Origin of the sequence: Streptomyces sp. NBC_00190 (assembly GCF_036203305.1) — a bacterium.
GTDB lineage: Bacteria > Actinomycetota > Actinomycetes > Streptomycetales > Streptomycetaceae > Streptomyces.
In genome coordinates this window covers 6,260,054-6,285,668 of sequence record NZ_CP108131.1, presented here as the reverse complement: position 1 = coordinate 6,285,668, position 25,615 = coordinate 6,260,054, and the positions used below count along the sequence as shown (strand labels likewise).

The 25,615-nt window shown below is 72.2% G+C and carries 17 protein-coding genes and 1 riboswitch; of the genes, 6 read left to right on the top strand and 11 right to left on the bottom strand.

Going from position 1 to position 25,615, the window contains the following annotated elements; all coding sequences use genetic code 11:
• Positions 1-10: 10 nt before the first annotated feature.
• Genes OG429_RS29825 through OG429_RS29815 form a run of 3 tightly spaced genes read right to left on the bottom strand, consistent with a single transcriptional unit; the run spans position 11 to position 3,350 of the window.
• Positions 11-1,498, bottom strand: coding sequence for a precorrin-2 C(20)-methyltransferase (locus OG429_RS29825; protein ID WP_328928335.1), 1,488 nt, complete (start codon positions 1,496-1,498; stop codon positions 11-13).
• Complete coding sequence (locus OG429_RS29820) at positions 1,495-2,142, bottom strand: precorrin-8X methylmutase (protein WP_328928334.1); 648 nt, start codon at positions 2,140-2,142, stop codon at positions 1,495-1,497. Before OG429_RS29820 ends, OG429_RS29825 begins: the two co-directional genes overlap by 4 nt.
• The gene (locus OG429_RS29815) at positions 2,139-3,350 is read right to left on the bottom strand and encodes a cobalamin biosynthesis protein CobG (RefSeq protein WP_328928333.1); all 1,212 of its coding nucleotides are present in this window, start codon (positions 3,348-3,350) and stop codon (positions 2,139-2,141) included. Before OG429_RS29815 ends, OG429_RS29820 begins: the two co-directional genes overlap by 4 nt.
• Before the next feature lie 234 nt (positions 3,351-3,584).
• A riboswitch (cobalamin riboswitch) is annotated at positions 3,585-3,684 on the top strand.
• A gap of 53 nt (positions 3,685-3,737) precedes the next feature.
• Here OG429_RS29815 and cobN point away from each other — a divergent pair.
• A complete protein-coding gene (gene cobN, locus OG429_RS29810; protein WP_328928332.1) occupies positions 3,738-7,346 on the top strand; it encodes a cobaltochelatase subunit CobN in 3,609 nt (1,202 codons plus the stop codon).
• A 117-nt stretch (positions 7,347-7,463) separates the two neighbouring features.
• Here cobN and OG429_RS29805 read toward each other — a convergent pair whose 3' ends face one another.
• Positions 7,464-7,688 carry a hypothetical protein gene (locus tag OG429_RS29805; RefSeq protein WP_328930466.1) on the bottom strand — a complete coding sequence of 75 codons (225 nt, stop codon included), beginning with the start codon at positions 7,686-7,688 and terminating at the stop codon, positions 7,464-7,466.
• A 408-nt stretch (positions 7,689-8,096) separates the two neighbouring features.
• Here OG429_RS29805 and OG429_RS29800 point away from each other — a divergent pair, with 408 nt between their 5' ends.
• Positions 8,097-10,103, top strand: coding sequence for an ABC transporter ATP-binding protein (locus tag OG429_RS29800; protein ID WP_328928331.1), 2,007 nt, complete (start codon positions 8,097-8,099; stop codon positions 10,101-10,103).
• 110 nt (positions 10,104-10,213) lie between these two features.
• Entirely contained in the window at positions 10,214-12,430 is a 2,217-nt protein-coding gene (locus OG429_RS29795) for a terpene synthase family protein (protein ID WP_328928330.1), read from the top strand.
• A 61-nt stretch (positions 12,431-12,491) separates the two neighbouring features.
• On the opposite strand, the gene OG429_RS29790 is transcribed toward OG429_RS29795, so the two are convergent.
• The 6 genes from OG429_RS29790 to OG429_RS29765 all read right to left on the bottom strand — a co-directional run bounded on the left by OG429_RS29790 (position 12,492) and on the right by OG429_RS29765 (position 20,815).
• Positions 12,492-13,727, bottom strand: coding sequence for a YncE family protein (locus OG429_RS29790; RefSeq protein ID WP_328928329.1), 1,236 nt, complete (start codon positions 13,725-13,727; stop codon positions 12,492-12,494).
• 144 nt (positions 13,728-13,871) lie between these two features.
• The gene (locus OG429_RS29785; protein WP_328928328.1) at positions 13,872-15,032 is read right to left on the bottom strand and encodes an XdhC family protein; all 1,161 of its coding nucleotides are present in this window, start codon (positions 15,030-15,032) and stop codon (positions 13,872-13,874) included.
• Between the two features lie 72 nt (positions 15,033-15,104).
• Entirely contained in the window at positions 15,105-16,568 is a 1,464-nt protein-coding gene (locus OG429_RS29780) for an NCS2 family permease (protein WP_328928327.1), read from the bottom strand.
• 331 nt (positions 16,569-16,899) lie between these two features.
• A complete protein-coding gene (pucD, locus tag OG429_RS29775; RefSeq protein WP_328928326.1) occupies positions 16,900-19,305 on the bottom strand; it encodes a xanthine dehydrogenase subunit D in 2,406 nt (801 codons plus the stop codon).
• Between the two features lie 2 nt (positions 19,306-19,307).
• On the bottom strand, positions 19,308-19,916 hold the full coding sequence (locus tag OG429_RS29770; RefSeq protein ID WP_328928325.1) for a (2Fe-2S)-binding protein: 609 nt from the start codon (positions 19,914-19,916) through the stop codon (positions 19,308-19,310).
• Between the two features lie 2 nt (positions 19,917-19,918).
• Positions 19,919-20,815, bottom strand: a complete 897-nt coding sequence (locus OG429_RS29765) for an FAD binding domain-containing protein (protein ID WP_031151493.1) — start codon at positions 20,813-20,815, stop codon at positions 19,919-19,921.
• A 253-nt stretch (positions 20,816-21,068) separates the two neighbouring features.
• Here OG429_RS29765 and OG429_RS29760 point away from each other — a divergent pair, with 253 nt between their 5' ends.
• Together OG429_RS29760 and OG429_RS29755 are read left to right on the top strand one after the other, a co-directional pair.
• Positions 21,069-22,748, top strand: coding sequence for a PucR family transcriptional regulator (locus tag OG429_RS29760; RefSeq protein ID WP_328928324.1), 1,680 nt, complete (start codon positions 21,069-21,071; stop codon positions 22,746-22,748).
• A 170-nt stretch (positions 22,749-22,918) separates the two neighbouring features.
• Complete coding sequence (locus tag OG429_RS29755; RefSeq protein WP_328928323.1) at positions 22,919-23,695, top strand: hypothetical protein; 777 nt, start codon at positions 22,919-22,921, stop codon at positions 23,693-23,695.
• A 120-nt stretch (positions 23,696-23,815) separates the two neighbouring features.
• Here OG429_RS29755 and OG429_RS29750 read toward each other — a convergent pair whose 3' ends face one another.
• Positions 23,816-24,472 (bottom strand): GntR family transcriptional regulator, encoded by a 657-nt coding sequence (locus tag OG429_RS29750; RefSeq protein WP_328928322.1) that lies wholly within the window; start codon positions 24,470-24,472, stop codon positions 23,816-23,818.
• Between the two features lie 103 nt (positions 24,473-24,575).
• Here OG429_RS29750 and OG429_RS29745 point away from each other — a divergent pair, with 103 nt between their 5' ends.
• Positions 24,576-25,448 (top strand): (2Fe-2S)-binding protein, encoded by an 873-nt coding sequence (locus OG429_RS29745; RefSeq protein WP_328928321.1) that lies wholly within the window; start codon positions 24,576-24,578, stop codon positions 25,446-25,448.
• Positions 25,449-25,615: the final 167 nt, after the last annotated feature.

The window sequence follows — 25,615 nt, the reverse complement described above, 5'->3', positions numbered from 1 at the left end:
CCTCACCCGGTCACGGGTAGCGGCGCGGCGTCCAGGTGATCCTCGATCCGTCGGCCCGCTCGGTGACCTGGGTCTGCGAGGACCCGATCAGCAGCAGGGTGCGCATGTCCACCTCGGACGGCTCCAGTTCGGCGAGCGTGACGATCCGCACCGACTGCTCCGGGCCGCCGACGTCGCGCGCGACGACCACCGGGGTCCCGGGCGAGCGCAGCTCCAGCAGCAGCTCGCGGGCCTGCGCCACCTGCCAGGTCCGGCTGCGCGAGCCGGGGTTGTACAGGGCGAGCACCAGGTCCGCCGAGGCGGCCGCGCGCAGCCGCTCCGCGATGACCTCCCAGGGCTTGAGCCGGTCGGACAGCGAGATGGTGGCGTAGTCGTGGCCGAGCGGCGCACCGGCCGCGGCGGCCGCCGCGTTGGCCGCCGTCAGCCCCGGCAGGACCCGTACGGGCACGTCCTTGTACTCGGCCTGCCCGGCGACCTCCAGGACCGCCGTGGCCATGGCGAAGACCCCGGGGTCGCCGCCGGAGACCACGGCCACCCGCTGTCCGCGCCGGGCCAGGTCGAGGGCGAACTCGGCGCGTTCGGACTCCACCTTGTTGTCGGAGCCGTGCCGGATCTGGCCCGGCCTGGCCGGGACCCGGTCCAGGTAGGTCGTGTAGCCGACCAGCACCTCGGCGTCGGCCAGCGCCCGCCGGGTCTCGGGGGTCAGCCACAGCGGGCCCGCCGGGCCGGTGCCGACGACCACGACCTCGCCGGGGCCGGACGGCACGCTGCCCGGGTTGCCGATCCGGCTGGGGACGACGGCGACGGCGAAGTACGGGACGGACCCGGGGTCGATGCCCGCGAGGACTCCGGTGCGCTCCCCGGCCATGGTGGCGCGCTCGACGTAGCGCGCCTCGGCGAGCCGGCCGCTCTTCTCCATCGCCCCGCGCACGGCGGGGAAGGTCCGGCCGAGCTTCATCACGACGGCCGAGTCGGTGGCGGCCAGGCGGGCGGCGAGCTCGTCCTCGGGCAGGGTGCCGGGGAGGATGGTCAGGACCTCCTCGCCCTCGACGAGCGGGGTGCCGAGCCGGGCGGCGGCGGCGCTCACCGAGGTGACCCCGGGGATCACCTCGGTCTCGTACCGGTCCGCGAGCCGCTTGTGCATGTGCATGTACGAGCTGTAGAAGAGCGGATCGCCCTCCGCGAGCACGGCGACGGTCCGGCCGGCGTCCAGGTGTGCGGCGAGGCGGGCGGCCGCGGACTCGTAGAACTCCTCCATCGCGCCCTGGTAGCCGCCGGGGTGGTCGGTGGTCTCGGTGGTGACCGGGTAGACCAGCGGCTCCTCGATGTGGTCGGCGCGCAGGTGCTTCGCGGCGATCGAGCGGGCGATGGACCGGCCGTGGCGGGCGCTGTGGTAGGCGACGACGTCGGCCCCGGCGATCACCTCGACCGCGCGCAGCGTCATCAGGGAGGGGTCGCCGGGCCCGAGCCCCACGCCGTAGAGGCGTCCGGCGCTCATTCGGCCACGCTCGCGATGGCGTTGACGGCGGCGGCGGCGATGGCGCTGCCGCCGCGGCGGCCGCGCACGATCAGGTGGTCGAGCCCCGACGGGTGCGCGGCGAGGGCGTCCTTGGACTCGGCGGCGCCGATGAAGCCGACGGGCACGCCGATGACGGCGGCCGGGCGCGGAGCGCCCTCCTCGATCATCTCCAGCAGCCGGAAGAGCGCGGTCGGCGCGTTGCCGACGGCGATCACGGAGCCCTCCAACAGGCCGCGGTCGCGCCAGACTTCGAGGGCGGCGGCGCTGCGCGTGGTGCCCATCTTCGCGGCCAGGTCCGGCACCGCCGGGTCGGAGAGGGTGCAGATCACCTCGTTGCCGGCGGGCAGCCGCTTGCGGGTGACCCCGCTGGCGACCATCTGCACGTCGCACAGGATCGGCGCGCCCGCCTCCAGGGCGGCACGGGCCCGCAGCACCACGTCGGGCGTGTACCCCAGGTCGCGGGGCAGGTCGGTCATCCCGCAGGCGTGAATCATGCGCACCGCGACCTGGGCGACCGAGGCGGGCAGCCCGGAGAGGTCCGCCTCGGCGCGGATCGTGGCAAAGGACTGGCGGTAGATCGCGGCGCCGTCCTTCTCGTACTCGAACACGGTGTACTCGCTCATTTCTTCACTGCGGCTTCGGACACTGGGCGTTGGTTGCGTGCGGCGGCGAGAGCCGCCGTGAGTTCGTGGGGCGCCACCGGGTCCGCGCCGAGCCGGTAGCCGTCGGGCGTGGCCACCACGTCCACCCAGGCGGCGGCGCGCGGGCGCCCGCAGCGGCGCTCGCACCCGGACCAGTGGACGGGCAGCGGCCCGCGCGTCCGCTCGGCGACGGCTCGCGCGTCGGCGCGTACGTCGGCCAGGGACTTGGCGCAGCCGGGCCGGCCGGTGCAGGCGGTGACGGACTCCCAGGCGCTGTCGGGCGTGGTGACGAGCCCGGCGGGGCGGGCGGCGGTGTCGGTGACGACGATGCTGCGCCACGGCGTGATCCGCAGGTCGCCGGGCAGTTCCCGCCACGGTGCGGTGCCGAGCCGGCCGAGGGGGACCAGTACGCAGAGCGCGCCCGCGTGCACCCCGGGAGCGGGCGGGTCCGCGTACGGGCGGGGCGCGTCGGGGACGTACCGCGCGCGCAAGCCCCTGCTCTCCAGCCGGGTGGTGAACTCCTGGGCGTCCAGGGCGTGTTCGGCGGGAAGTTCAGCGATCCGCCAGGCCCGGGTTCCGGCGGCGGCCGCGGCGTCGAGGAAGTGGAGGGCTGCCTCCAGCCCGGCCCGCGCGGCGTCGGCGGCGGCCACCTCGACGGCGTCGGGCGCCGCGCCGAGCCGGACCAGCACCCGGCCGCCGGGCCGGGCGAGCAGGGTCACGTCGGGGTCGAGGGCGGCCACGTCCCCGCGCCCGTCGTCGACGGCGAACAGGAACCGGCCGGACAGGGCGGCGGCCTTCGGTTCGGCGCAGAGCGCCGCGTCCAGGGCGCGGACCGGAGCGGGGTCGGCGAGGGGGGTGGCGACGATGTTGCGGATCCGCTCGTGGCCCGGCGCGGGCAGCAGCCCGGCCGTGTCGAGCAGTTCGGTCAGCCGGGCGCCGCAGCCGTCGGACAGCCCGCGCAGTTGCACGTTCCCGCGCGAGGTCAGCTCCAGGTGACCGTCGCCGAACCGGTCGGCGGCGTCCGCCAGCGCGGCGGCCTGCGCGGCGCCGAGCAGCCCGCCCGGGATCCGGACCCGCGCCAGGAACCCGTCGTCCGCCGGGTGCAGCCGCAGCGCGCCGGGGCAGGCGTCACCGCGCTCCCGTATGACGGGTTCGTCCCGCGGTGCCGCGGCAGGGGGCTGGGGGGGCATGGCGGCGAGCATACCTACGATTCCCCTCCCCCGACCTGTGTCCGTCACCACCCCGCCCCCTCCCACCGTCTCAACCGTCCCACCAGCACAGTCCAGCCAAATCCAGCCCCGCCGGCGTTTGAGGCGCGGGGTCCGGGGCAGATCCCCGGCGACGATGCCGCGGCGGACCACCCCCACTCCCGGCCAGGGCGAAGGCCCCCTAGGATGACCCCCGGCGGACCACTCGGCCCGCCATCGCCGAGGACGGCGACATGGGAGGAAGCCCGGTGCGATTCCGGCGCGGTCCCGCCACTGTGAACCCCGCGGAGCGATCCACGGGGTGAGTCAGGAACTCCCGCCGCCCTCACTGCCCGGGGCGCGGAAACCCCGAGGAAGGCCTGCCGCCGCATGATCCTGCTGCTGTCGACGTCCGACACCGATCTGCTCAGCGCCCGCGCCGCGGACGGCCCCGTCCCGTACCGGTTCGCGAACCCCTCCCGCCTTCCCCTCGACGACCTCCCCGGCCTCCTCGACGGCGTGGACCTGGTCGTCGTACGCCTCCTCGGGGGCCTGCGCGCCTGGCAGGACGGCCTCGACCTGCTGCTCGCCCCCGGCCAGACCCGCCCGGTCGTGGTCCTGACCGGAGAACAGGCCCCGGACGCCCAGCTGATGGAGGCCTCCACCGTCCCGATCGGCATCGCGGCCGAGGCCCACGGCTACCTCGCGCACGGCGGCCCCGCCAACCTCGGCCAGCTGGCCCGCTTCCTGTCCGACACGGTCCTCCTCACGGGCCACGGCTTCGAGCCGCCCGCCGCCGCCCCCACCTGGGGCCCCCTGGAGCGCACCGCGCGGCGGACGTCCGGCCCCCGGGTCGCCGTGCTCTACTACCGCGCCCACCAGATGAGCGGCAACACCGCCTTCGTGCACACCCTGTGCGAGGCCATCGAGGCCCAGGACGCGCAGGCACTCCCGCTCTACGTCTCGTCGCTGCGCACCCCGGAGCCCGAGCTGCTGGCCGAGCTGGAGGGGGCCGACGCCGTCATCACCACCGTCCTCGCGGCCGGCGGCACCCGCCCCGCCACCGCCTCGGCGGGCGGGGACGACGAGTCCTGGGACGCGGGCGCGCTCGCGGCGCTCGGCGTGCCGATCCTCCAGGCGCTGTGCCTGACGGGTTCGCGCAGCAACTGGGAGGAGAACGACGAGGGTCTGTCCCCCCTCGACGCCGCCACCCAGGTCGCCGTGCCCGAGTTCGACGGCCGTCTGATCACCGTCCCGTTCTCCTTCAAGGAGCTCGACGAGGACGGCCTGCCCGCGTATGTGGCCGATCCCGAGCGGGCCGCCCGGGTCGCGGGGATCGCCGTACGCCACGCCCGGCTCCGGCACATCGACCGCCGCGACAAGAAGGTCGCGCTGGTCCTCTCCGCCTACCCCACCAAGCACTCCCGTATCGGCAACGCGGTCGGCCTGGACACCCCGGCCAGCGCCGTGGAGCTGCTGCGCACCCTCATCGCCGGCGGCTACGACTTCGGCCCCGCCGACGAGATCCCCGGCCTGGTCTCGGGCGACGGCGACGAGCTGATCCGGGCCCTGATCGAGGCCGGCGGCCACGACCAGGACTGGCTCACCGAGGAGCAGCTGGCCCGCAACCCGGTCCGCATCCCGGCCGCCGACTACCGGCGCTGGTTCGCCGAGCTCCCCGCCGAGCTGCGCGAAAGCGTGGAGGAGCACTGGGGTCCGGCCCCGGGCGAGATGTTCGTCGACCGCTCGCGCAACCCCGAGGGCGACATCGTCCTCGCGGCCCTGCGCCGCGGCAACCTGCTGATCCTGATCCAGCCGCCGCGCGGTTTCGGCGAGAACCCGATCGCGATCTACCACGACCCCGATCTGCCCCCGTCGCACCACTACCTGGCCGCGTACCGCTGGATCCAGGCCCGCGCCGAGGACGGCGGCTTCGGCGCCGACGCGATGATCCACCTGGGCAAGCACGGCAACCTGGAGTGGCTGCCGGGCAAGAACGCCGGTCTGTCGGCGGCCTGCGCGCCCGACGCCGCCCTCGGCGACCTGCCGCTCATCTACCCGTTCCTGGTCAACGACCCGGGCGAGGGCACCCAGGCCAAGCGCCGCGTGCACGCCACCCTGGTCGACCACCTGGTGCCGCCGATGGCGCGCGCGGAGTCCTACGGGGACATCGCGCGCCTGGAGCAGCACCTGGACGAGTACGCCCAGATCTCGGCGATGGACCCGGCGAAGCTCCCGGCCATCCGCGCGCAGATCTGGACCCTGATCCAGGCGGCGAAGCTCGACCACGACCTGGGCCTCGAAGAGCGCCCGGACGACGAGGGCTTCGACGACTTCCTGCTGCACGTCGACGGCTGGCTGTGCGAGGTCAAGGACGCCCAGATCCGCGACGGTCTGCACGTACTGGGCGGCGCCCCGACCGGCGCGGCCCGGGTGAACCTGGTCCTCGCGATCCTGCGCGCCCGCCAGATCTGGGGCGGTACGACGGCGCTGCCGGGCCTGCGCGAGGCGCTGGGCCTGGACGAGTCCGCGGCCACCCGCACCTCGGCGGACGCCGTGGAGGAGCAGGCCCGCGCCCTGGTCCAGGCGATGGAGGACGCGAACTGGGACCCGTCGGCGGTGGCTTCGGCCGCCTCGGCGCATTCCGCGGACGTCGCGGCGGTGCTGGACTTCGCCGCCCGCGAGGTCGTCCCGCGCCTGGCCGGCACCACGGACGAGATCGCCCACGTGGTCGCCGCCCTGGACGGCCGGTTCATCCCCGCCGGCCCGTCCGGCTCCCCGCTCCGCGGCCTGGTCAACGTCCTGCCCACCGGCCGGAACTTCTACTCGGTGGACCCGAAGGCCGTCCCCTCCCGCCTCGCGTGGGAGACGGGCCAGGCCCTCGCCGAGTCCCTGCTGACCCGCTACCGCACGGACAACGGCGAGTGGCCCGCCTCCGTCGGCCTGTCCCTGTGGGGCACCAGCGCGATGCGCACCTCGGGCGACGACGTGGCGGAAGCCCTGTCCCTGCTGGGCGTCCGCCCGGTCTGGGACGAGGCCTCGCGCCGTGTGACGGGTCTGGAGGCGATCGCGCTCGCGGAACTGGGCCGTCCCCGCATCGATGTGACGCTGCGCATCTCGGGCTTCTTCCGCGACGCGTTCCCGCACGTCATCGGCCTCCTCGACGACGCGGTGCGGCTGGCCGCCTCGCTCGACGAGCCGGCCGACCAGAACTTCGTCCGGGCCCACGCCCAGGCGGACCTGGCCGAGCACGGTGACGAACGCCGCGCCACCACCCGTATCTTCGGCTCGCGCCCGGGCACGTACGGCGCGGGCATCCTCCAGCTGATCGACTCCCGCGACTGGCGTACGGACGCCGACCTCGCGGAGGTCTACACGGTGTGGGGCGGGTACGCGTACGGCCGCGGCCTGGAGGGCCGCCCCGCCCGCAGCGAGATGGAGACCGCGTACAAGCGGATCACCGTCGCCGCGAAGAACACGGACACCCGTGAGCACGACATCGCGGACTCGGACGACTACTTCCAGTACCACGGCGGCATGGTGGCCACCGTCCGCGCCCTGCGCGGAACGGCGCCGGAGGCGTACATCGGCGACTCCACCCGACCGGAGACGGTCAAGACCCGCACCCTGGTCGAGGAGACCTCGCGCGTCTTCCGCGCCCGCGTGGTCAACCCCAAGTGGATCGAGGCGATGCGCCGCCACGGCTACAAGGGCGCCTTCGAGCTCGCGGCGACGGTGGACTACCTGTTCGGCTACGACGCCACGACGGGCGTGGTAGCCGACTGGATGTACGACAAGCTGACCGAGACGTACGTCCTGGACCCGGAGAACCGCGCCTTCCTGGAGGAGGCCAACCCCTGGGCCCTGCACGGCATCGCGGAACGCCTGCTGGAGGCGGAGTCCCGCGGCATGTGGGAGAAGCCGGACCCGCAGGTCCTCGAAGCCCTGCGCCAGGTCTACCTGGACACGGAGGGCAACCTGGAGGGCGAGGCCGAGTAGCCGGTCCGGCCTCCGGTCCACGCGCGAAGGCCGTCCTCCTCACCCACGGGAAACCGCAAGGGTGAGGGGGACGGCCTTTTCGTCGGCCCGCCCGGACCGCGAGCCGTACGAGAGGGCCTACGCCTTGACGGTCTGGTTCAGGGCGACGAGCGCCTGCGCCCAGCGCACGTACTTCAGTTGCCCGAAGTCGGCGACGGTCTTGACGCCGAACGCCTGGTGCAGCAGTTCGCCGTCCTTGTCCGTGACGCCCTTGAGCGCCGCCACGGGGGCCGTGAGCACCTCGGAGAGCGGCTTGTCGGCCCACGCCTTGTCGAGCACCTTGTCCAGATCGATCGCCATCAGTGTCCCTCCCGGAACGCCGGAGTCATTAACGGGGCAAACCTAACCCAATCAGACAATCATTCTGTCTTCCGACACTCCGCGGCATTCCGCGGCATTCCTCGGCCGCCCCGCGACGAAGGGGACCGCCTCCTGCGCGCTCCGCGAGGTCACGCAATCCCTCGAAGGGGGTCATCCCCACCGCCGGGTGGTTCGAACGCCGCGTCACGACCCGGCCCCCGGCCGCCCCTTGGGTTCCCCGGCCGCACCGGAACTCTGTACGAACGTTCGCTCCCCGCGCCCCGTGACGTCGCTCTGAACAGCCACGTTCTTCCGGCTGTCAGTGCGCAGCCGCGGCACCTCGGGAGGAACCTTGCGATCCGTGCACGTTCGTGTGGCGTTCGACCCGGCAGCGGGCGGAGGTGGCCGCTCATGAGGCTCCTCAAGCGGCCCGCGCCCGCCGAGCCCGCCGTCTCCGAGAGTGAGCGCCGACTCTTCGGCGGGCCCCTGCGCTACGACGCCGGCTGGGCCAACCACGACTACGCCCGGCTGGAGAGCCGGCTCCTGACCACCCTGCGCTCCATGCCCCGCATGGCCGGCGGGACGCTCCGGCTCGCCTGGCAGACCGACCGGCGCGCCCTGCTCACCGTCGCCGTCACCGAGGCCGGCCAGGGGATCACCTCCGCCGTCGGGCTGCTCGTCCTCAGCGTGGTGCTCCGTTCGCTGCTCGGCGCGGGCAGTGCCGCCGAGCGGCTGCACGCCGCCCTGCCCTCCCTCGCCGCGGGCGCGCTGGTCACCGTACTGGGCGCCGTACTGGCCTCCCGGTCGACGGCGGCCGCCGGGCGGCTGGAGCCGAAGGTGGAGCGGGCCGCGCACGAGCAGTACCTGAAGGCCGCCGTCGAGGTGGAGCTCGAAGCCATCGAGGACGGGGACTTCCGGCGGCTGCTCGACAGCGCCCAGTGGGGCCCGCCCTCGGCCCGCCGGACCGTCGGGGCCTGTGTGACCACCCTCGGCGGGCTGTTCTCCCTCGTCGCCACCGCCGGGGTGCTCACCGTGCTGCACCCGCTGCTGCTGCCCATGCTGCTGCTGATCGCCGCCCCGCGCGGCTGGGGCACGATGCGGGTGGCCCAGCGCCGCTACCTCTCCACGATCACCTGGGTGGAACACGTCCGGGCCTCCCGGCTCATCGGCCAGCTGCTGATCTCCCGTACGTCGGCCCCCGAGGTGCGGGTCCACGGGGTCGGGCACTACCTCCTCGGCCACTACCGGCAGATGGCCGAGCACGCCGAGGGCGAGGCCACCCGCCTCGCCAAGGACAAGGCGGCCACCGAACTGCTGCCCGCCGCGCTGTCCGGTGTCGCGGCCCTCGTCACCTACGCGGCGATGGGCGCGCTCATCGTCTCCGGCCGGATGGACCTGGCGGTCGCCGGCACCGCCGTGATCGCGGTGCGGACCGGCTCGGCCAGCCTGGGCGCCCTCGTCGCCACCACCAACACCCTGCACGAGGAGTCCTTGTACGTACGGGACATGGAACGGTTCGTCGCCGAGGCGGGCCGCCGCGCCATCCCGCCCGGCGGGCTCCCGCTGGCCGAGCGGCTCGGGACGCTCCGGCTCGTCGACGTGGACTTCAGCTACCCGGACCGGGACGAGCCGGCCCTGACCGGCGTCTCCCTCACCATCGACGCGGGCAGCGTCGTCGCCCTGGTCGGCGAGAACGGCTCCGGCAAGAGCACGCTGGTCAAACTCCTCGCCGGTCTGCACCTGCCCGACTCCGGATCGCTGACCTGGGACGGGGTGGAGGTGCGGGACGCCGACCGGGAGCAGGTCTTCGACCGGGTCGCCCTGCTCACCCAGGACTTCGAGCGCTGGCCGGTGACCGCCCGTACCAACATCGCCATGGGCAGGCCCGCCGCCGAAGGACCGGACGGGTCGGTGGACCAGGCGGCGGAGGTGGTCGCGGCCGCCCGGTACGCGGGCGCCGACCGGGTCGTCGAGAAGCTTCCGCACGGCTACGAGACCCTGCTCGCCCGGGTGTTCAGGGGAGCCTCGGAGCTGTCCGGCGGGCAGTGGCAGAAGTTCGGCCTGGCCCGCACCCGGTTCCGCGACGCCCGTGTCCTCGTCGTGGACGAGCCCACCTCCGCCCTCGACCCGGAGGCGGAGATCGCCGCCTTCGACAGCATCCGCGGCCTGGCAGGTCCGCAGCGCGCGGTCGTCCTCGTCTCGCACCGGATGTCGGGTGTCCGGTTCGCCGACGTCATCTACGTGCTGCACGAGGGCCGGCTCGTCGAACAGGGCAGCCACGACGAGCTGTTGGCGCAGGGCGGCCGCTACGCATCCATGTTCCGGATCCAGGCCGACCAGTACGGCGACCGGCCCGGGCGGGGGGCCTCTATCCCGCACCAGGCCTCGGCGGCGCAGAACGACTCGTCCGTCACCTGAAGCGGTGAACTCCCCCTTATCCCAGGGGCACCAGGGGTAGGGCACTGCTGATCTCGTGCGGGGACCGGGCCACCGGCCCCCGCACCCATGGACGAAGGGCCGACCCCGCCGTGACGCAGCCGTTCCAACTGCCGGATTTCTATGTGCCTTATCCGGCGCGACTGAACCCCCACCTGGAGGACGCGCGGGTCCACACCAAGCAATGGGCCCGCGCGCTCGGGATGCTGGAAGGATCCGGCGTCTGGGAGGAGAGCGACCTCGACTCCCACGATTACGCGCTGCTGTGCTCGTACACGCACCCCGACTGCGACAGCGAGGCGCTGTCCCTGGTCACCGACTGGTACGTCTGGGTCTTCTTCTTCGACGACCACTTCCTGGAGATGTACAAGCGCTCGCAGGACCGCGACGGCGCCAAGGACTACCTCGACAAGCTCGCCGCCTTCATGCCGATGGACCTGGCCGACGGCTTCCCCGAGCCCACCAACCCGGTGGAGGCGGGGCTCGCGGACCTGTGGAAGCGGACCGTGCCGGCCATGTCGGCCAACTGGCGGGAACGATTCTCCGAGTCCACGAAGAACCTCCTCGACGAGTCGATGTGGGAACTGGCCAACATCAACATCGGGCGCGTGGCGAACCCTCTCGAATACATCGAGATGCGCCGCAAGGTGGGCGGCGCCCCCTGGTCGGCCGGCCTGATCGAGTACGTCTGTGCCGAGGTCCCGGCGCGCGTCGCGCACTCGCGTCCGCTCGGGGTGCTGCGCGACGCCTTCTCCGACGCCGTGCACATCAGGAACGACCTCTTCTCCTACGAGCGCGAGGTCGCCGACGAAGGCGAGCTCTCCAACGCCGTCCTGGTGCTGGAAACCTTCCTCGGCTGCACCACCCAGGAGGCCGCCGAAGCCTCCAACGACCTGCTCACCTCCCGCCTCCAGCAGTTCGAGCAGACCGCGCTCGCCGAGCTCCCCCAGCTCTTCGCCGACCAGGCCATGAACCCCGCGGAGATCGCGGCCGTCCTGGCCTACGCCAAGGGCCTCCAGGACTGGCAGTCCGGCGGCCACGAGTGGCACATGGTCTCCAGCCGCTACATGAACAAGGAGGCCCGGGCGACCGCCCCGCTCACCCTGCCCTTCCTCCCGTCCGGGCCCGGCACCGCCGCGCTCGACCTCCGGTCCGTCTTCACGCGGCGCTCGATGGAGATGCGCCGCCGGTCCTTCACCCACGTCCCGTTCGAGCGCACCGGCCCGTCCGTGATCCCGGACGTCTACATGCCGTTCACGCTCTCCCTCAGCCCGTACCTGGACCACGCGCGCGAGGGATCCGTCGCCTGGGCGCGGCGGATGGGCCTGCTGGACCCGCGGCCCGGCGATCCCGGGTCAGCCATCTGGGACGAACAGAAGCTGCGGGGCTACGACTTCGCGCTCTGCTCGGCCGGCATCGACCCCGACGCCACGCCCGAGGCACTGCTCCTGAACGCCTGCTGGCTGACCTGGGGGACGTACGGGGACGACTACTACCCGGTGGTGTTCGCCCAGGCCAAGAACCTGGCGGCCGCCAAGGCGACCACGGCGCGGCTGATCGGCATGATCCCGGTCGACCACGCCGAGCAGGGCGTACCGCTCACGGCGATGGAGCGTTCCCTCGCCGACCTGTGGGTACGGACCAGCCAGGGCATGGGCCCGGCCGTCCGCGCCGAATTCCGGGCCACCCTCGTACGCATGCTGGAGAGCTGGGTGTGGGAGGCGGAGAACCAGATCCTGAACCGCATCCCCGACCCGGTGGACTACGCGGAGATGCGCCGGCACACCTTCGGCTCGCAGCTCACGATGTACCTGTGCCGTCTGGGACAGGCGGGGCGGGGCATTCCCGAGAGGATCTACGCCTCCGGGACCATCCGGTCCCTGGAGAACGCGGCCGCCGACTCCGCCTGCCTGCTGAACGACATCTTCTCGTACCAGAAGGAGGTGGAGGTCGAAGGCGAGGTCCACAACTACGTGCTCGTCACCCGGAACTTCTTCGACATCGGATACGCGCAGGCGCTGCACATCTGCCATGCGCTGATGACGCAGCGCACCGAGGAGTTCGAGCACATCGTCGCCCGCCAGCTGCCGCTGCTCTACGACGACTGGAAGCTGGACGAGGAGGCCCGGGCCGGGCTCGACGCCTACGTGGGCGAGCTGGAGGACTGGCTCGCGGGCATCCTCAACTGGCACCGGAAGTGCCGCCGTTACCGCGAGGAGGACCTCCACGCACTGCCCGACGCGCTGTCCACCCGGGTCTGGGGCGCGGACTTCGGCATGTCCGCGGCCCGGATCTCGCTGCCCTCCTGACCCCAGCTCCGGGGCGGCGGGGGCGGTCCGCTCGCCCGCCCCCGCCGTCGCGGCCGTTCGGCTACCGTGCGGCGGGGCCGGTCCAGCCCGCCGGGACGCGGCCGAGACGGACCCGCTGCGGGTGGTCGCCGACGGGGACGGAGACCCGCTTGGCGCCGGTGGCGAAGTCGATGGCCGTGACCCGGTCGGCGCCGCTCTCGGAGATCACGCAGGCCGTGCCGTCGCCGTCGACGGTGGCCCAGTACGGCTTGTCGGCGGGTACGAGCGGCCCTTCGGCGAGGGTGGCCCGGTCCACGACGGTCGCGTAGTCGTCCATGGTGCCCGCGATGCAGAGCTTGGTCCCGTCCGGGCTCATGGACATGCCGTGGTGGCGGGAGTCGTTGACCCACTTGGTGCGGTCGGTGGTGGTGGCGGGGTTCTCGGGGAGGGTCTTGAGGCGGGTGATCCGGTCGGTGGCCACGTCGTACTCCAGGAATCCGTTGAAGAACGACACCTGGAAGTAGAGCTTCGACTCGTCGGGGCTGAAGGAGACGGGGCGTACCGCGTCCGACAGGTCCGGGCGGCCGAAGGCGTCCAGCCGCTCCCGCATGTCGATCACCCGGACCGTGCGGAAGGTCTGCGCGTCGACCACGGTGATCTTGCGGTCGCCCTTCGTCCAGTCCAGCCAGGGCGCGTCGAGGACGGAGGTCACGTCTCCGATGGAGCTGTTCCACAGGAAGCGGCCGTCGCGGCTGAAGCTGTTCTCATGGGGCTTGTCGCCGGTGCCGAAGGAGCCGACCTGCCGGCCGGTGGCGATGTCCAGGACGTGCACGGTGTTGGCGGTGGAGGCCGAGACCGCGACCCGGGTGCCGTCCGGCGAGACGGCCATGTGGTCGGCGCGGTAACCGGCGACGGGAAAGCGCCAGTTGATCCGCCCCGTCCGCACGTCGACCGAGACGACGTCGGCGAAGCTGGGCCGGGAGGCGACGACGGCCGAGCCGTCGGGCGTGGTGTACATGTCGTCCACGAACTGGTCGTGGCCCTCGCCCGCCGTGGCGCGGATCCCCAGGAAGAAGCCGAGCTTGACGGGGTTGAGGTAGATCTCCCGGAGCCGTTCCTCCTTGTCGGGGATCACGTTGATCCTGCCGACCTTGGCGAGATCGCCGGTGGAGGCGAGGACGTCGGCGGTCCCCTCCCAGTTGTTCCCGACGAAGAGCACCTCGCGGGTGCCCTCTCCGGGCGCGGCCGCGGCCGGCGCGAAGGAGGTCAGCAGGGTGGCCGCGGCCAGCGCGCCCAAGGTGCGCAGGGTACGTGACATCCGTTCAACTCCGCTGTGGGGAAGGGATGGAGAGGGTGCCCCCCGTTACCGGCGGTAACATAGACGGAACGATAAAAGGGCACAACCCCTACGGGGTGCGCCCTGTTCTCACGTTCCGGTTTCTCACGTTCCGGCGTCAGCTCTTCAAGCGACGGAGCCGATCCGGCCGATCACCGTGGTCGAGGTGGCCTGGAGATCGGGGTGGATCGGGATGTGCGCCCCGGTCAGGGCGGCGCCGGTGCCGCCGCGGCGGTTGGCGACGATCTCGGCGGCGATGGACAGCGCGGTCTCCTCCGGGGAGCGGGCGCCGAGGTCCAGGCCGATCGGGGAGCGCAGCCGGGCCAGTTCGAGCTCGGTCACGCCGACCTCGCGGAGCCGCTTGTTGCGGTCCTCGTGGGTGCGGCGGGAGCCCATGGCGCCGACGTAGGCGACGGGAAGCCGCAGGGCCAGTTCGAGCAGCGGCACGTCGAACTTGGCGTCGTGCGTGAGCACGCACAGGACGGTCCGGCCGTCGACCGCGGTGGTCTCCAGGTAGCGGTGCGGCCAGTCGACGACGATCTCGTCCGCCTCGGGGAAGCGGGTCTTCGTCGCGAACACCGGCCGCGCGTCGCACACCGTGACCCGGTAGCCGAGGAACTTGCCGATGCGCACCAGGGCGGAGGCGAAGTCGATGGCCCCGAAGACGATCATCCGCGGGGGCGGGACGCTGGACTCGACCAGCACCTTCAGCGGCTCTCCGCAGAGCCTGCCGTCGGCACCTATCTCCAGCACGCCAGTCCGGCCGGCGTCGAGCATGGCGCGGGCCTCTTCGGCGATGGTGCGGTCCAGCTCGGGGTGGCCTCCGAAGCCTCCCTGGAAGGGGCCCTCGGCGCGGACGAGCACCGCGCGGCCCATCAGCTCGGCCGGGCCCTCGGCTATCCGGGCGACCGCCGCCGCCTCCCCACGGGCGGCGGCGGCCAGACCGGCCGCGAACACGTCCCGCGCGGGAGAGCCCACGGGGACCGGGGTCACGAGGATGTCGATGATGCCGCCGCAGGTCAGGCCCACGGCGAAGGCATCGTCGTCGCTGTATCCGAAACGCTCCCGGACGCTCTCGCCGTCATCCAGGGCCTGCCGGCACAGCTCGTACACCGCGCCCTCCACGCATCCGCCGGACACCGAGCCGATGGCCGTGCCCTCGCTGTCCACGGCGAGGGCGGCCCCGGGCTGCCGGGGCGCGCTCCCGCCGACCGCCACGACCGTGGCGACGGCGAAGTCACGTCCCTGCTCGACCCACCGGTTCAGATCTTCGGCGATGTCCAGCATGTGCGGCCTCCTCGGAGACGTTCGGTTTCCAGTATCGGATGCGTGGAGGGTGGCTACGAATCGCCGCCCGGGCTACTTGACCCCGAGCCAGCCCTCGATCGGGTGCAGGGCGAAGAAGACCACGAAGATCACGGTCAGCGCCCACATGAAGGCACCGATCTCGCGGGCCTTGCCCTGCGCGACCTTGATCGCCACATAGGAGATCACACCGGCCGCGACACCAGCGGTGATCGAGTACGTGAAGGGCATGATCGCCACGGTCAGGAAGACCGGGATCGAGGTCGCGCTGTCGGCCCAGTCCACGTGGCGGGCGTTCTGCATCATCATCGCGCCGATGACGACCAGGGCCGCGGAGGCGACCTCACCCGGGACGATCTGGGTGATCGGGGTGAAGAAGAGGCAGGCGGCGAAGAAGAGACCGGTGACGACGGAGGCGAGGCCCGTGCGGGCTCCCTCGCCGACGCCGGTGGCGGACTCGACGAACACGGTCTGGCCGGAGCCGCCCGCGATGCCACCGATGGCGCCACCGGCACCGTCGATGAACAGGGCCTTGGACAGGCCCGGCATGCGGCCCTTGTCGTCGGCGAGCTTGGCCTCGGTGCCGACGCCGATGATGGTGGCCATCGCGTCGAAGAAGCCGGCGAGCACCAGGGTGAAGACGATCATGCCGACCGTCATGACACCGACGTCGCCCCAGCCGCCGAAGGAGACCTGGCCGAAGAGCGAGAAGTCCGGCATCGAGACCGCCGAGCCGGTGAGCTCGGGGGCACCGCTGCGCCAGGCCTTCGGGTCGACGTCCGCGACGATGTTGATGATCGCGGCGAGCACGGTGCCGCCGACGATGCCGATCAGGATCGCGCCGCGGACCTTGCGGGCCTGCAGCATGAAGATGGAGATCACGGTCACGCAGAAGATCAGAACGGGCCAGCCGGCGAGCTCACCCGCGGCACCGAGGGTCACGGGGGGAGCGAATTCCCCGCCGTTGCCGACGAAGCCGGCCTTCACGAGGCCGATGAGGGCGACGAACATGCCGATGCCCATGGTGATCGCGTGCTTGAGGGCGAGCGGGATCGCGTTCATGATCATCTCGCGGAGGCCGGTGACGACCAGGAGACAGATCACGACGCCGTACATCACGCACATGCCCATGGCCTGCGGCCAGGTCATCTGCGGGGCGACCTGCGAGGACAGCACGCCGGAGACGGAGAGTCCGGCGGCCAGGGCGAGCGGCACCTTGCCGACGAAGCCCATCAGGAGCGTCGTCAGGGCCGCGGCGAACGCCGTGGCCGTGATGACGGCCTTCTGGCTCATCGTGTCTCCGGCGACGTCCTTGCCGGAGAGGATCAGCGGGTTGAGCAGGAGGATGTACGCCATCGCCATGAAGGTCGTGATACCGCCACGAACCTCATTGCCGACGTTGGATCCTCTGTGGGTTATGTGAAAGTACCGATCGAGCCAAGAACGCCCGGCGGGATTGAGAGAGCCGTCGCCGGCCTCTTCCGCGGTGGTCTTGGGCTCTACAGACGACTGGGTCATGGTGCCTAACTCCCAAGGTTCAAAGGGGCACCCGCATAAAGATTGGAGACGCGGGATTTGGGAAACTCCGTTTGGCTGCACGACCCGGGGTGACGGCCCGAGGCGACGCGAATTCTCATTGCGTGTACTGCGGGTACTGCGGGGTTACCGCTGGTACTTCGGTACTGCTGGGGGTGTTCTCGCAGGATTACTGCCGGGTGAAGCGAACCGCGAGCGGTGCGGTACTTCATGTACTCCGGGCGGTGCGATGTGAAGTGTGACGTTCCCATGTCGCACCACCCGGAGAGTCTGAGGGGGTCCGGGGGCCTCGCGGCCCCCGGACCACGCCGTCCTAGAGGGTTCCCGTGAGGGCTTCCGGACGGATCGGCGTCTTGTTGAGCTCCAGACCGGTCGCCTGCCGGATCGCCGCGAGGACGGCCGGGGTGGACGAGAGGGTCGGAGCCTCGCCCATACCGCGAAGGCCGTACGGCGCGTTCGGGTCGGCGAGCTCCAGGACGTCGACCGGGATGGTCGGGGTGTCCAGGATGGTCGGGATCAGGTAGTCCGTGAAGGAGGGGTTGCGCACCTTCGCGGTCTTCGGGTCCACGATGATCTCTTCCATGATCGCCACGCCGAGGCCCTGGGTGGTACCACCCTGGATCTGGCCGACCACGGAGAGCATGTTCAGGGCCTTGCCGACGTCCTGGGCGGTCGCCAGCTCGACGACCTTGACCAGGCCGAGCTCGGTGTCCACCTCGACGACCGCGCGGTGCGCGGCGAAGGTGTACTGGACGTGGCCGTCGCCCTGGCCGGTCTTCAGGTCGAAGGCGACGGTCGGACGGTGACGGAACTCGAGCTCGAGGTCGATCGCGTCCTCGCCCTCCAGGATCTCCGCGATGTCCGCGAGGACCTCGCCGCCGTCGGTGACGACCTTGCCGCCTTCGAGGAGCAGCTCGGCGGTCGCCCACGCCGGGTGGTAGGACCCGTTCTTGCGGCGGCCGATCTCCAGGACGGCCTCGCGGACGGCCTCACAGGTGTTCTTCACCGCGCCGCCGGTCATGTACGTCTGCCGCGAGGCGGACGTGGAACCGGCGGAGCCGACCTGCGTGTCGGCCGGATGGATGGTCACCTGCGTGACACCCAGCTCCGTACGGGCGATCTGGGCGTGGACGGTGACACCGCCCTGGCCGACCTCCGCCATGGCCGTGTGGACCATCGCGACGGGCTCGCCGTTGATGACCTCGAGGCGCACGCGGGCGGTCGAGTAGTCGTCGAAGCCCTCGGAGAAGCCGACGTTCTTGATGCCGACCGCGTAGCCGACGCCGCGGACGACGCCCTCACCGTGGGTGGTGTTGGAGAGGCCACCCGGCAGCGCGCGGACGTCCGCGCCCTCGCCCGCGGTCTCCCACTGGCGCTCCGGCGGCAGCGGGCGGGACTTGACCCGGCGCAGCAGCTCGGCGACCGGGGCCGGGGAGTCCACGACCTGGCCGGTGGGCATGATCGTGCCCATCTCCATGGCGTTGAGCTGGCGGAATTCGACCGGGTCCATGCCCAGCTTCGCCGCGAGCTTGTCCATCTGGGCCTCGTACGCGAAGCAGGCCTGGACGGCGCCGAAGCCGCGCATCGCGCCGCAGGGCGGGTTGTTCGTGTAGAGCGCGATCGCCTCGATGTCGACGTCCTCGATGACGTACGGACCCACCGAGAGGGAGGAGGCGTTGCCCACGACCGCCGGGGAGGCCGACGCGTACGCGCCGCCGTCCAGGACGATCTTGCACTTCATGTGCGTGAGCTTGCCGTCCTTGGTGGCGCCGTGCTCGTAGTAGAGCTTCGCCGGGTGACGGTGCACGTGACCGAAGAAGGACTCGAACCGGTTGTAGACGATCTTGACCGGCTTGTTCGTGGCCAGCGCCAGGAGGCACGCGTGGATCTGCATCGAGATGTCCTCGCGACCGCCGAAGGCACCGCCGACGCCGGAGAGCGTCATGCGCACCTTCTCCTCGGGGAGACCGAGGACGGGGGCGATCTGCTTGAGGTCCGAGTGCAGCCACTGGGTGGCGACGTAGAGGTCGACACCGCCGTCCTCGGACGGCACGGCCAGGCCGGACTCCGGGCCGAGGAAGGCCTGGTCTTGCATGCCGAAGGTGTACTCGCCCTCGACGATGACGTCGGCGCGCTTGCGGGCCTCTTCCACGTTGCCGCGGATGATCGGCTGGCGGTGCACGATGTTCGGGTGCGGGACGTGACCGGAGTGGTGGTCGTCGCGGCCCTCGTGGATCAGCGGCGCGCCTTCGGCGAGCGCCGAGGCCTCGTCCGTGACGACCGGCAGCTCCCGGTAGTCGATCTTGATCTTGGCGGCCGCGCGGCGGGCGGTCTCCGGGTGGTCGGCGGCCACGAGGGCGACCGGCTCACCGTGGTGGCGTACCCGGCCGTTGGCGAGCACCGGGGTGTCCTGGATCTCCAGGCCGTAGTTCTTCATCTCGGCCGGCAGGTCGTCGTACGTCAGCACCGAGTAGACACCCGGCATGGCCAGGGCCTCGGAGATGTCGATGGACGCGATCTCGGCGTGGGCGACGGTGCTGCGCAGGGTCTGGCCCCACAGCATGTCCTCGTGCCACATGTCCGAGGAGTACGCGAACTCACCCGTGACCTTGAGGGTGCCGTCCGGGCGGAGCGTGGACTCGCCGATGCCGCCCTTGGTGTGCTTCTGCGTGACGTTGGTCGGCGTACCCGCCGGAACCGTGCGCGTGTTCTGGGCCATGGTCAGACCGCCTCAGACTGACGGGCGGCCGCGAGGCGGACCGCGTCGAGGATCTTCTCGTAGCCCGTGCAGCGGCACAGGTTGCCGGACAGGGCCTCACGGATGTCCTGGTCGGACGGGGAGGAGTTCTCCTCCAGCAGCGCGTCGGCCTGGACCAGGAGGCCCGGGGTGCAGAAACCGCACTGGACGGCGCCGGCGTCGATGAACGCCTGCTGGATGTTGGAGAGCGGGGCGCCCTCACCGGTCTGCGAGTCGCCGGGCTTGGCCCGCCACTGCTTGGCCGCGTCCAGGGAGACGCCGCCCTTGCTGCCGCAGCCGCCGCCGGTGCCGCAGGCACCGCCGTGGCCGTGCTCGTCGCGCTGCTTGGCGAAGTCCGCCAGGCCCTCGACGGTCACGACGTCGCGACCCTCGACCTGGCCGGCCGCGACCAGACACGAACAGACCGGCACGCCGTCGAGACGGACGGTGCAGGAACCGCACTCGCCCTGCTCACAGGCGTTCTTCGAACCCGGCAGGCCCAGGCGCTCGCGCAGGACGTAGAGAAGGGACTCGCCCTCCCACACGTCGTCGGCTTCCTGCTGACGGCCGTTGACAGTGAAATTGACGCGCATGATTACGCAGCCCCTTCAAGCGAGCGGCCGTTGCCGGTACCGCGGTACTGCTCCCAGGTCCAGACGAGCTGGCGGCGAGCCATGATGCCAACCGCGTGACGGCGGTACTTCGCCGTGCCGCGGACGTCGTCGATCGGGTTGGCCGCGCCGGAGGCGAGGTCACCGAACTGCTTGGCGATCGACGGGGTGATGACCTTGCCGGACTCCCAGAAGCCGCCCTCTTCGAGCGCGGCGTTCAGGAACTCCTCGGCGGCCTTCGCGCGGATCGGGGTCGGCGCGGCCGAACCGATGCCGGTGCGAACCGTGCGGGTCTCGGGGTGCAGTGCCAGGCCGAAGGCGCAGACGGCGATGACCATCGCGTTGCGGGAGCCGACCTTGGAGTACTGCTGGGGGCCGTCCGCCTTCTTGATGTGGACGGTCTTGATGAGCTCGTCGGCGGCGAGCGCGTTGCGCTTGACCCCGGTGTAGAACTCGTCGATCGGGATCAGGCGGGAGCCGCGTACGGACTCCACCTCGACCTCGGCGCCCGCCGCGAGGAGCGCGGGGTGGGAGTCACCGGCCGGCGAGGCGCAACCGAGGTTGCCGCCGACGCCGCCGCGGTTGCGGATCTGCGGGGACGCGACCGTGTGCGAGGCGAGCGCGAGTCCCGGAAGTTCCGTACGGAGGTTCTCCATGATCTGCGTGTACGGGACGGAGGCGCCCAGACGGACCACGTCCTCGCCGACCTCCCACTCCCGCAGCAGACCGATGCGGTTCAGGTCCAGGAGGTACTCCGGCCGACGGTGGTCGAAGTTGATCTCGACCATTACGTCGGTGCCACCCGCAATCGGCACAGCTGTGGGGAACTCGGCCTTAGCGGCGAGCGCCTCCTCCCAGCTGGCGGGGCGAAGGAAGTCCATGAGCGGCTCTCTTCTTCTTCATCGTGTCGTTGACTTCAAGCCAGGAGGCCTGAGGCCCTCGACTGGTCGTTCACGTGCTGTTAACGCGGTGTGGACTCAGTACACCGGCCGCCTGTCCCCCGGGTGCAGTCACCGAAACCATGAAGGAGTTGGCTGGCGGCCTCCCTCGTCTTGTAGATTCGTATGAAAGGCAGGATGCGACGACCTGCCCGATTTCCAACGGCAACATTCGAGACAGATCGGCGGCGACATCATGCGGCTGCGCGCACTGCTGGAAACCGAGGCGCTGGGGCTGCGGCTGCTGGGCGGCGAGGAAGAACTCGACCGGACGGTGCGCGGGGTCATGACGACCGACCTGCGCGATCCCAGCCGATACCTCACCGGGGGCGAACTCGTCCTCACCGGCCTGGCCTGGCGACGAAATTCAGCCGATTCAGAGCCGTTCGTACGAATCCTCGCGAGCGCCGGCGTCGCCGGGCTCGCCGCGGGCGAGGCAGAGCTGGGAGACATCCCGGAAGATCTTGTTTCAGCCTGTCGGCGCAACCGGCTGCCGCTGTTCGCCGTGAACGAGGACGTTGCATTCGCCACGATCACCGAGTACGTGGTGCGACAGGTTTCCGGCGAGCGCGCGGGGGACCTGGCGGCCGTCGTCGACCGCCATCGCCGCCTGATGACCTCGGGCCCGGCGGGCGGCGGACCCGATGTGGTGCTGGATCTGCTCACCACCGACCTCGATCTCCGGGCCTGGGTGCTCTCGCCCACGGGCCGGCAGATCGCCGGCGCCGGCGAGCCACTGACGCCGGGCATCTGCTCGACGCTGGCGAGTGAGCACCTCGCGGCGGTCCGGACAGGCCGCAGGGGGCCGCACCGGATCTCCATTCAGGGTATTACCTACTCCCTCTTCCCGATCAGGGGACACGGCCGCGGAGCAGCGGGCCCGGCCGTCCGGGACGTGCGCGAGAGCGTGCTCTCGGACTGGCTGCTGGCCGTCGAGGCGGACGCCGGCGACTGGCCCGCCGAGCGCCTGGACCTGCTCCAGGGCGTCACCCAGCTGATCGCCGTCGAGCGGGAGCGGCGCGACGCCGCCCGCACCGTGCGCCGCCGCCTCGCACAGGAAGTCCTCGAACTGGTCCAGACGGGCGCCCCGCCCGCCGAGATCGCCGCCCGCCTGCGGGTGGCGGCCCCGGTGCTGCTGCCCGGGCTGGGCTCGGCCCCGCACTGGCAGGTCGTCGTGGCCCGGGTCGACTGGGACGGCGGGGACATCCCCGGCGGCCCGGTGGCCCAGTCGCTGCTGGAGGAGATCCTCGTCGACCCGTCCGTCTCGGGGCCGGAGCCCTCGGACCGGATCGCCGTCGCCCACTCCGGCGACGAGGCCATCGCCCTCGTGCCGCTGCCGTCGCTCATCGGGGAGGGCGGGGAGGACAAGGGCCCCGACTCCGCCCTGCACGCCGACGAACTGCTCTCGGCCGTACGGGACCCCCTGCAGGCCGGCCTGGCCGACGACGGGCGCCTGACGCTCGGCGTCAGCGCGGCCGTGCACTCCGCCGAGGGGCTGCGCGGGGCGCTGGAGGAGGCCCGGCACGCCCGCCGGGTCGCCGCGGCCCGCCCGGGCCGGGTCTGCGCGGCGGGCCACCACGAGCTGGCCTCGCACGTGCTGCTGCTGCCGTTCGTGCCGGACGACGTGCGCCGCGCCTTCACGGCCCGGCTGCTGGACCCGCTGCGGGACTACGACCGGCGCCACCGCGCGGAGCTCATCCCGACGCTGGAGGCCTTCCTCGACTGCGACGGCTCCTGGACCCGCTGCGCGACGCGGCTGCACCTGCACGTCAACACGCTGCGCTACCGGGTCGGACGAATCGAGCAGTTGACGTCGCGGGACCTGTCCCGGCTGGAGGACAAGCTCGACTTCTTCCTGGCACTGCGCATGAGCTGAGAAGATCCGCCCCCGGCCGGCCGGGGGGTGGCTGATGATCCGTCCGGACTTTGTGAAAAGGTTCACCCGACCCCTTGGCCGGAGCCGTCGATCCGTGCTCTCATTTCGCCCCAGGGCTCAACGATGTGCTGCTTGATTGCTTTGGGGAGGGCAATGTGGCGGATACCGCCATGTCGAGTGCCGGATCCACCGGGGGAGACGACCCCCTCCAGCGGGCGATATGGCGGCTGCGCTCGCGCGGCTGTTGGACCGACGCGGCGGCGCTGCTGACACCACACGTCGGCAAGCCCGCCCACGCGGGGGCGGCCGTGCAGCGGACCGCGCTGCTGGTGGAGCGCTGCCTGTTCACGGGGCAGGGCTGGGCCGAGGCCGAGGACGCGCTGCGGATCGCCGAGGCGGGGGCGCGGGACGACGACGACCGCGGCGCGGCCGCCTGTGAGCGGGGTCAGCTGGCGTACGCGGCGACCGTGCTCGGCGTACGTGACCGGGCCGACGAGGCCCGCTCCGCGCTGGGCCGCGCGGCGGCCCTCCTCGCGCCCGGATCCCGGACCCGGCCGCTGCTGGACTTCCGGCGCGGGCTGGTCGCGGAGCACCTGGCGGACGACCCGCAGTCGGCGCGTCCGGCGTACCACCGGGCGCACGCGGGGGCCGTGGCCCACGGAGACACGCTGCTGCTGTCCTTCACCTGGCGGCACCTGGCGGCGCTGGCCCTGCGCGACGGCGAGGTGGCGGAGGCCCGCAAGGGGTTCATGGAGTCCCTGCGGATCCGGGAGGAGCTGGGCTTCCTGATCGGCACCGCCCCGGCGCTGGCCGCGCTGGCCGAGGCCGAGCCGGAGCCCGAGGCGGCCCGCCTCCGTGCGGAGGCCCGCCGCCTGTTCCACCTCCTGGGCGGCATCCCCACCTGGCTGGCGGACCAGCTCCAGCCGGCCCCTTCACCTGCGGCGTAGCCCCGGTAGGGGCCGGATCGCCTTGCGCGCGATCCGGCCCCGTCGGCGTTTGCGGCGCCGGGGGTGCCCCGGACGGAGTCTGGGGGAGGTCCGGGGACCCCCGGCGGCGCCGCGCCCGGTTCAGAGCGCCGGGCTCGCGAAGTGTTCGCGTACGAGGGACTCCACCACCGCGAGGTCACCGGCGATCAGCGCCTCCAGAAGCGCCGAGTGCTCCGCCGCGTCGGCGACGAGCTCCGCCCGCCGCACCCGCGCGGCGCCCGGCAGGGGCCACTGCGCCCGGCGGTGGAGCTCCTCGGCCACCTGGACCAACTGGTCGTTGCCGGCCAGCGCGAGCACCTCGCGGTGGAAGGCCCGGTCAGCCTCCGCGTAACCCGGCACGTCGCCCGCCGCCGCCGCCTCGGCCGTCGCGGCGGCCGCCGGCCGCAGGGCCTCCCACGTCGCCGTCGGCATCCCGCGGGCCAGCCTCAGCATCACGGGGACTTCGAGCAGGGCCCGTACCTCGGCCAGCTCGGCCAGCTCGCGCGCGGTGTGCGACAGGACGCGGAAGCCGCGGTTCGGGAGGCATTCCACCGCCCCCTCCAGCGCCAGCTGCTGCATCGCCTCGCGCACGGGGGTCGCGGAGACCCCGAAGCGCTCCCCCAGCGCGGGCCCCGAGTAGATCTCGCCGGGTACCAGCTCGCCGTCGACCAGCGCCGCGCGCAGGGCGTCGAGGACCTGCCCGCGCACCGAATGGCGTAGCACCTTCCGGGCGGTTTTCTGCGCCGGAATCAACGGCACGCGGTCCTCCTCCAGCTCTCGACCTGTTCTGAGGATACGACCTGATCGCAATCGGGTAAGGTAAGGCTAACCTGTTAACGATCGCGCGATTCGGTGGTCCTTCATGACCGTCACGGCCGTTCCCCCCGCCTCGGACGTCACGTCCGCCGCACCTTCCTCCGCGGTGGCGGACGCGTACGCCCGCCTGGCGGAGGCGTTCGGCGGGCTGCGGGTCGCGGAACGGGCCGCGCACGAAGACCTGCCCGGCGGTGCGGGCTGGGTCCGCGCGGAGGACCTCGCGGCGGGCGGACCGGCCCTGGACGCCTTCCTCGCCTGGGACGACGCCCAGGTGCTGCGGGACTACGGGCGCCAGGCCCGCCCCGACGTGGTCGCGAGCTTCGGGCTGCACCGGTACGCGTGGCCGGCCTGCCTGCTGATCACCGTCCCCTGGTTCCTGCACCGGCGGGTCCCCCGGCTCCCGGTCTCCGAGGTGGCCTTCCACCGGACGCTGGGCCGGATGACCGTGCGCGTCGACGGCTTCGCCTGCCTGCCGGACGACCCGGCGGCCGCTCTCCCCGGGGCTCGTGTCGTGCCCGACGAGGAGGCGCTGCGCGGCGAGGTGCGGGCGGCGGTGGCCCAGCACCTCGGCCCCGTGCTGGAAGGTTTCGGCCCGCGCATGAGACGCGGCCGCCGCGCCCTGTGGGGCATGGTCACCGACGAGGTCGTCGAGAGCCTCTGGTACATCGGCCACCTGCTCGGCGAGGAGCGGCGGGCCATGGCCGAGCTGGAGGCGCTCCTGCCCGGTTCGACCGCCCCCTACACCGGGGGCGCGGGCTTCCGTACCCTCTGCGGCCCGGACGGCACGGAGCTGCCCACCCGGGACCGGGCCAGCTGCTGCCTCTTCTACACGATCCGGCCCGACGACACCTGCGTCACCTGCCCCCGGACCGGCGACGCGGACCGCGTCGCCCGGCTCACCGCGGCCGCCACCGCCTGAACCCACCCGCAGGGGTGGCTGTAATCGAACCCAACCAAGCACGCACGAGCGTCAGTTCGAAGAACAACACCCTATCCGGCGGGCCCCGCCCCCCGATGGCGTCCTCTTGCCCCGAATCCCGCGTGCACAGCCGGCCACCTGCGCCACTATGGCGCCCGGAAGCCGCA

Bases quoted from the DNA above. Each gene is read 5' to 3' on its own strand.
- OG429_RS29820 (WP_328928334.1), bottom strand. From the start codon at position 2,142: ATGAGCGAGTACACCGTGTTCGAGTACGAGAAGGACGGCGCCGCGATC.
- OG429_RS29825 (WP_328928335.1), bottom strand. From the start codon at position 1,498: ATGAGCGCCGGACGCCTCTACGGCGTGGGGCTCGGGCCCGGCGACCCC.
- OG429_RS29760 (WP_328928324.1), top strand. From the start codon at position 21,069: ATGCGGCTGCGCGCACTGCTGGAAACCGAGGCGCTGGGGCTGCGGCTG.
- OG429_RS29765 (WP_031151493.1), bottom strand. From the start codon at position 20,815: ATGGACTTCCTTCGCCCCGCCAGCTGGGAGGAGGCGCTCGCCGCTAAG.
- OG429_RS29790 (WP_328928329.1), bottom strand. From the start codon at position 13,727: ATGTCACGTACCCTGCGCACCTTGGGCGCGCTGGCCGCGGCCACCCTG.
- OG429_RS29745 (WP_328928321.1), top strand. From the start codon at position 24,576: ATGACCGTCACGGCCGTTCCCCCCGCCTCGGACGTCACGTCCGCCGCA.
- OG429_RS29785 (WP_328928328.1), bottom strand. From the start codon at position 15,032: ATGCTGGACATCGCCGAAGATCTGAACCGGTGGGTCGAGCAGGGACGT.
- OG429_RS29800 (WP_328928331.1), top strand. From the start codon at position 8,097: ATGAGGCTCCTCAAGCGGCCCGCGCCCGCCGAGCCCGCCGTCTCCGAG.
- OG429_RS29755 (WP_328928323.1), top strand. From the start codon at position 22,919: ATGTCGAGTGCCGGATCCACCGGGGGAGACGACCCCCTCCAGCGGGCG.
- OG429_RS29770 (WP_328928325.1), bottom strand. From the start codon at position 19,916: ATGCGCGTCAATTTCACTGTCAACGGCCGTCAGCAGGAAGCCGACGAC.
- OG429_RS29780 (WP_328928327.1), bottom strand. From the start codon at position 16,568: ATGACCCAGTCGTCTGTAGAGCCCAAGACCACCGCGGAAGAGGCCGGC.
- pucD (WP_328928326.1), bottom strand. From the start codon at position 19,305: ATGGCCCAGAACACGCGCACGGTTCCGGCGGGTACGCCGACCAACGTC.
- OG429_RS29815 (WP_328928333.1), bottom strand. From the start codon at position 3,350: ATGCCCCCCCAGCCCCCTGCCGCGGCACCGCGGGACGAACCCGTCATA.
- cobN (WP_328928332.1), top strand. From the start codon at position 3,738: ATGATCCTGCTGCTGTCGACGTCCGACACCGATCTGCTCAGCGCCCGC.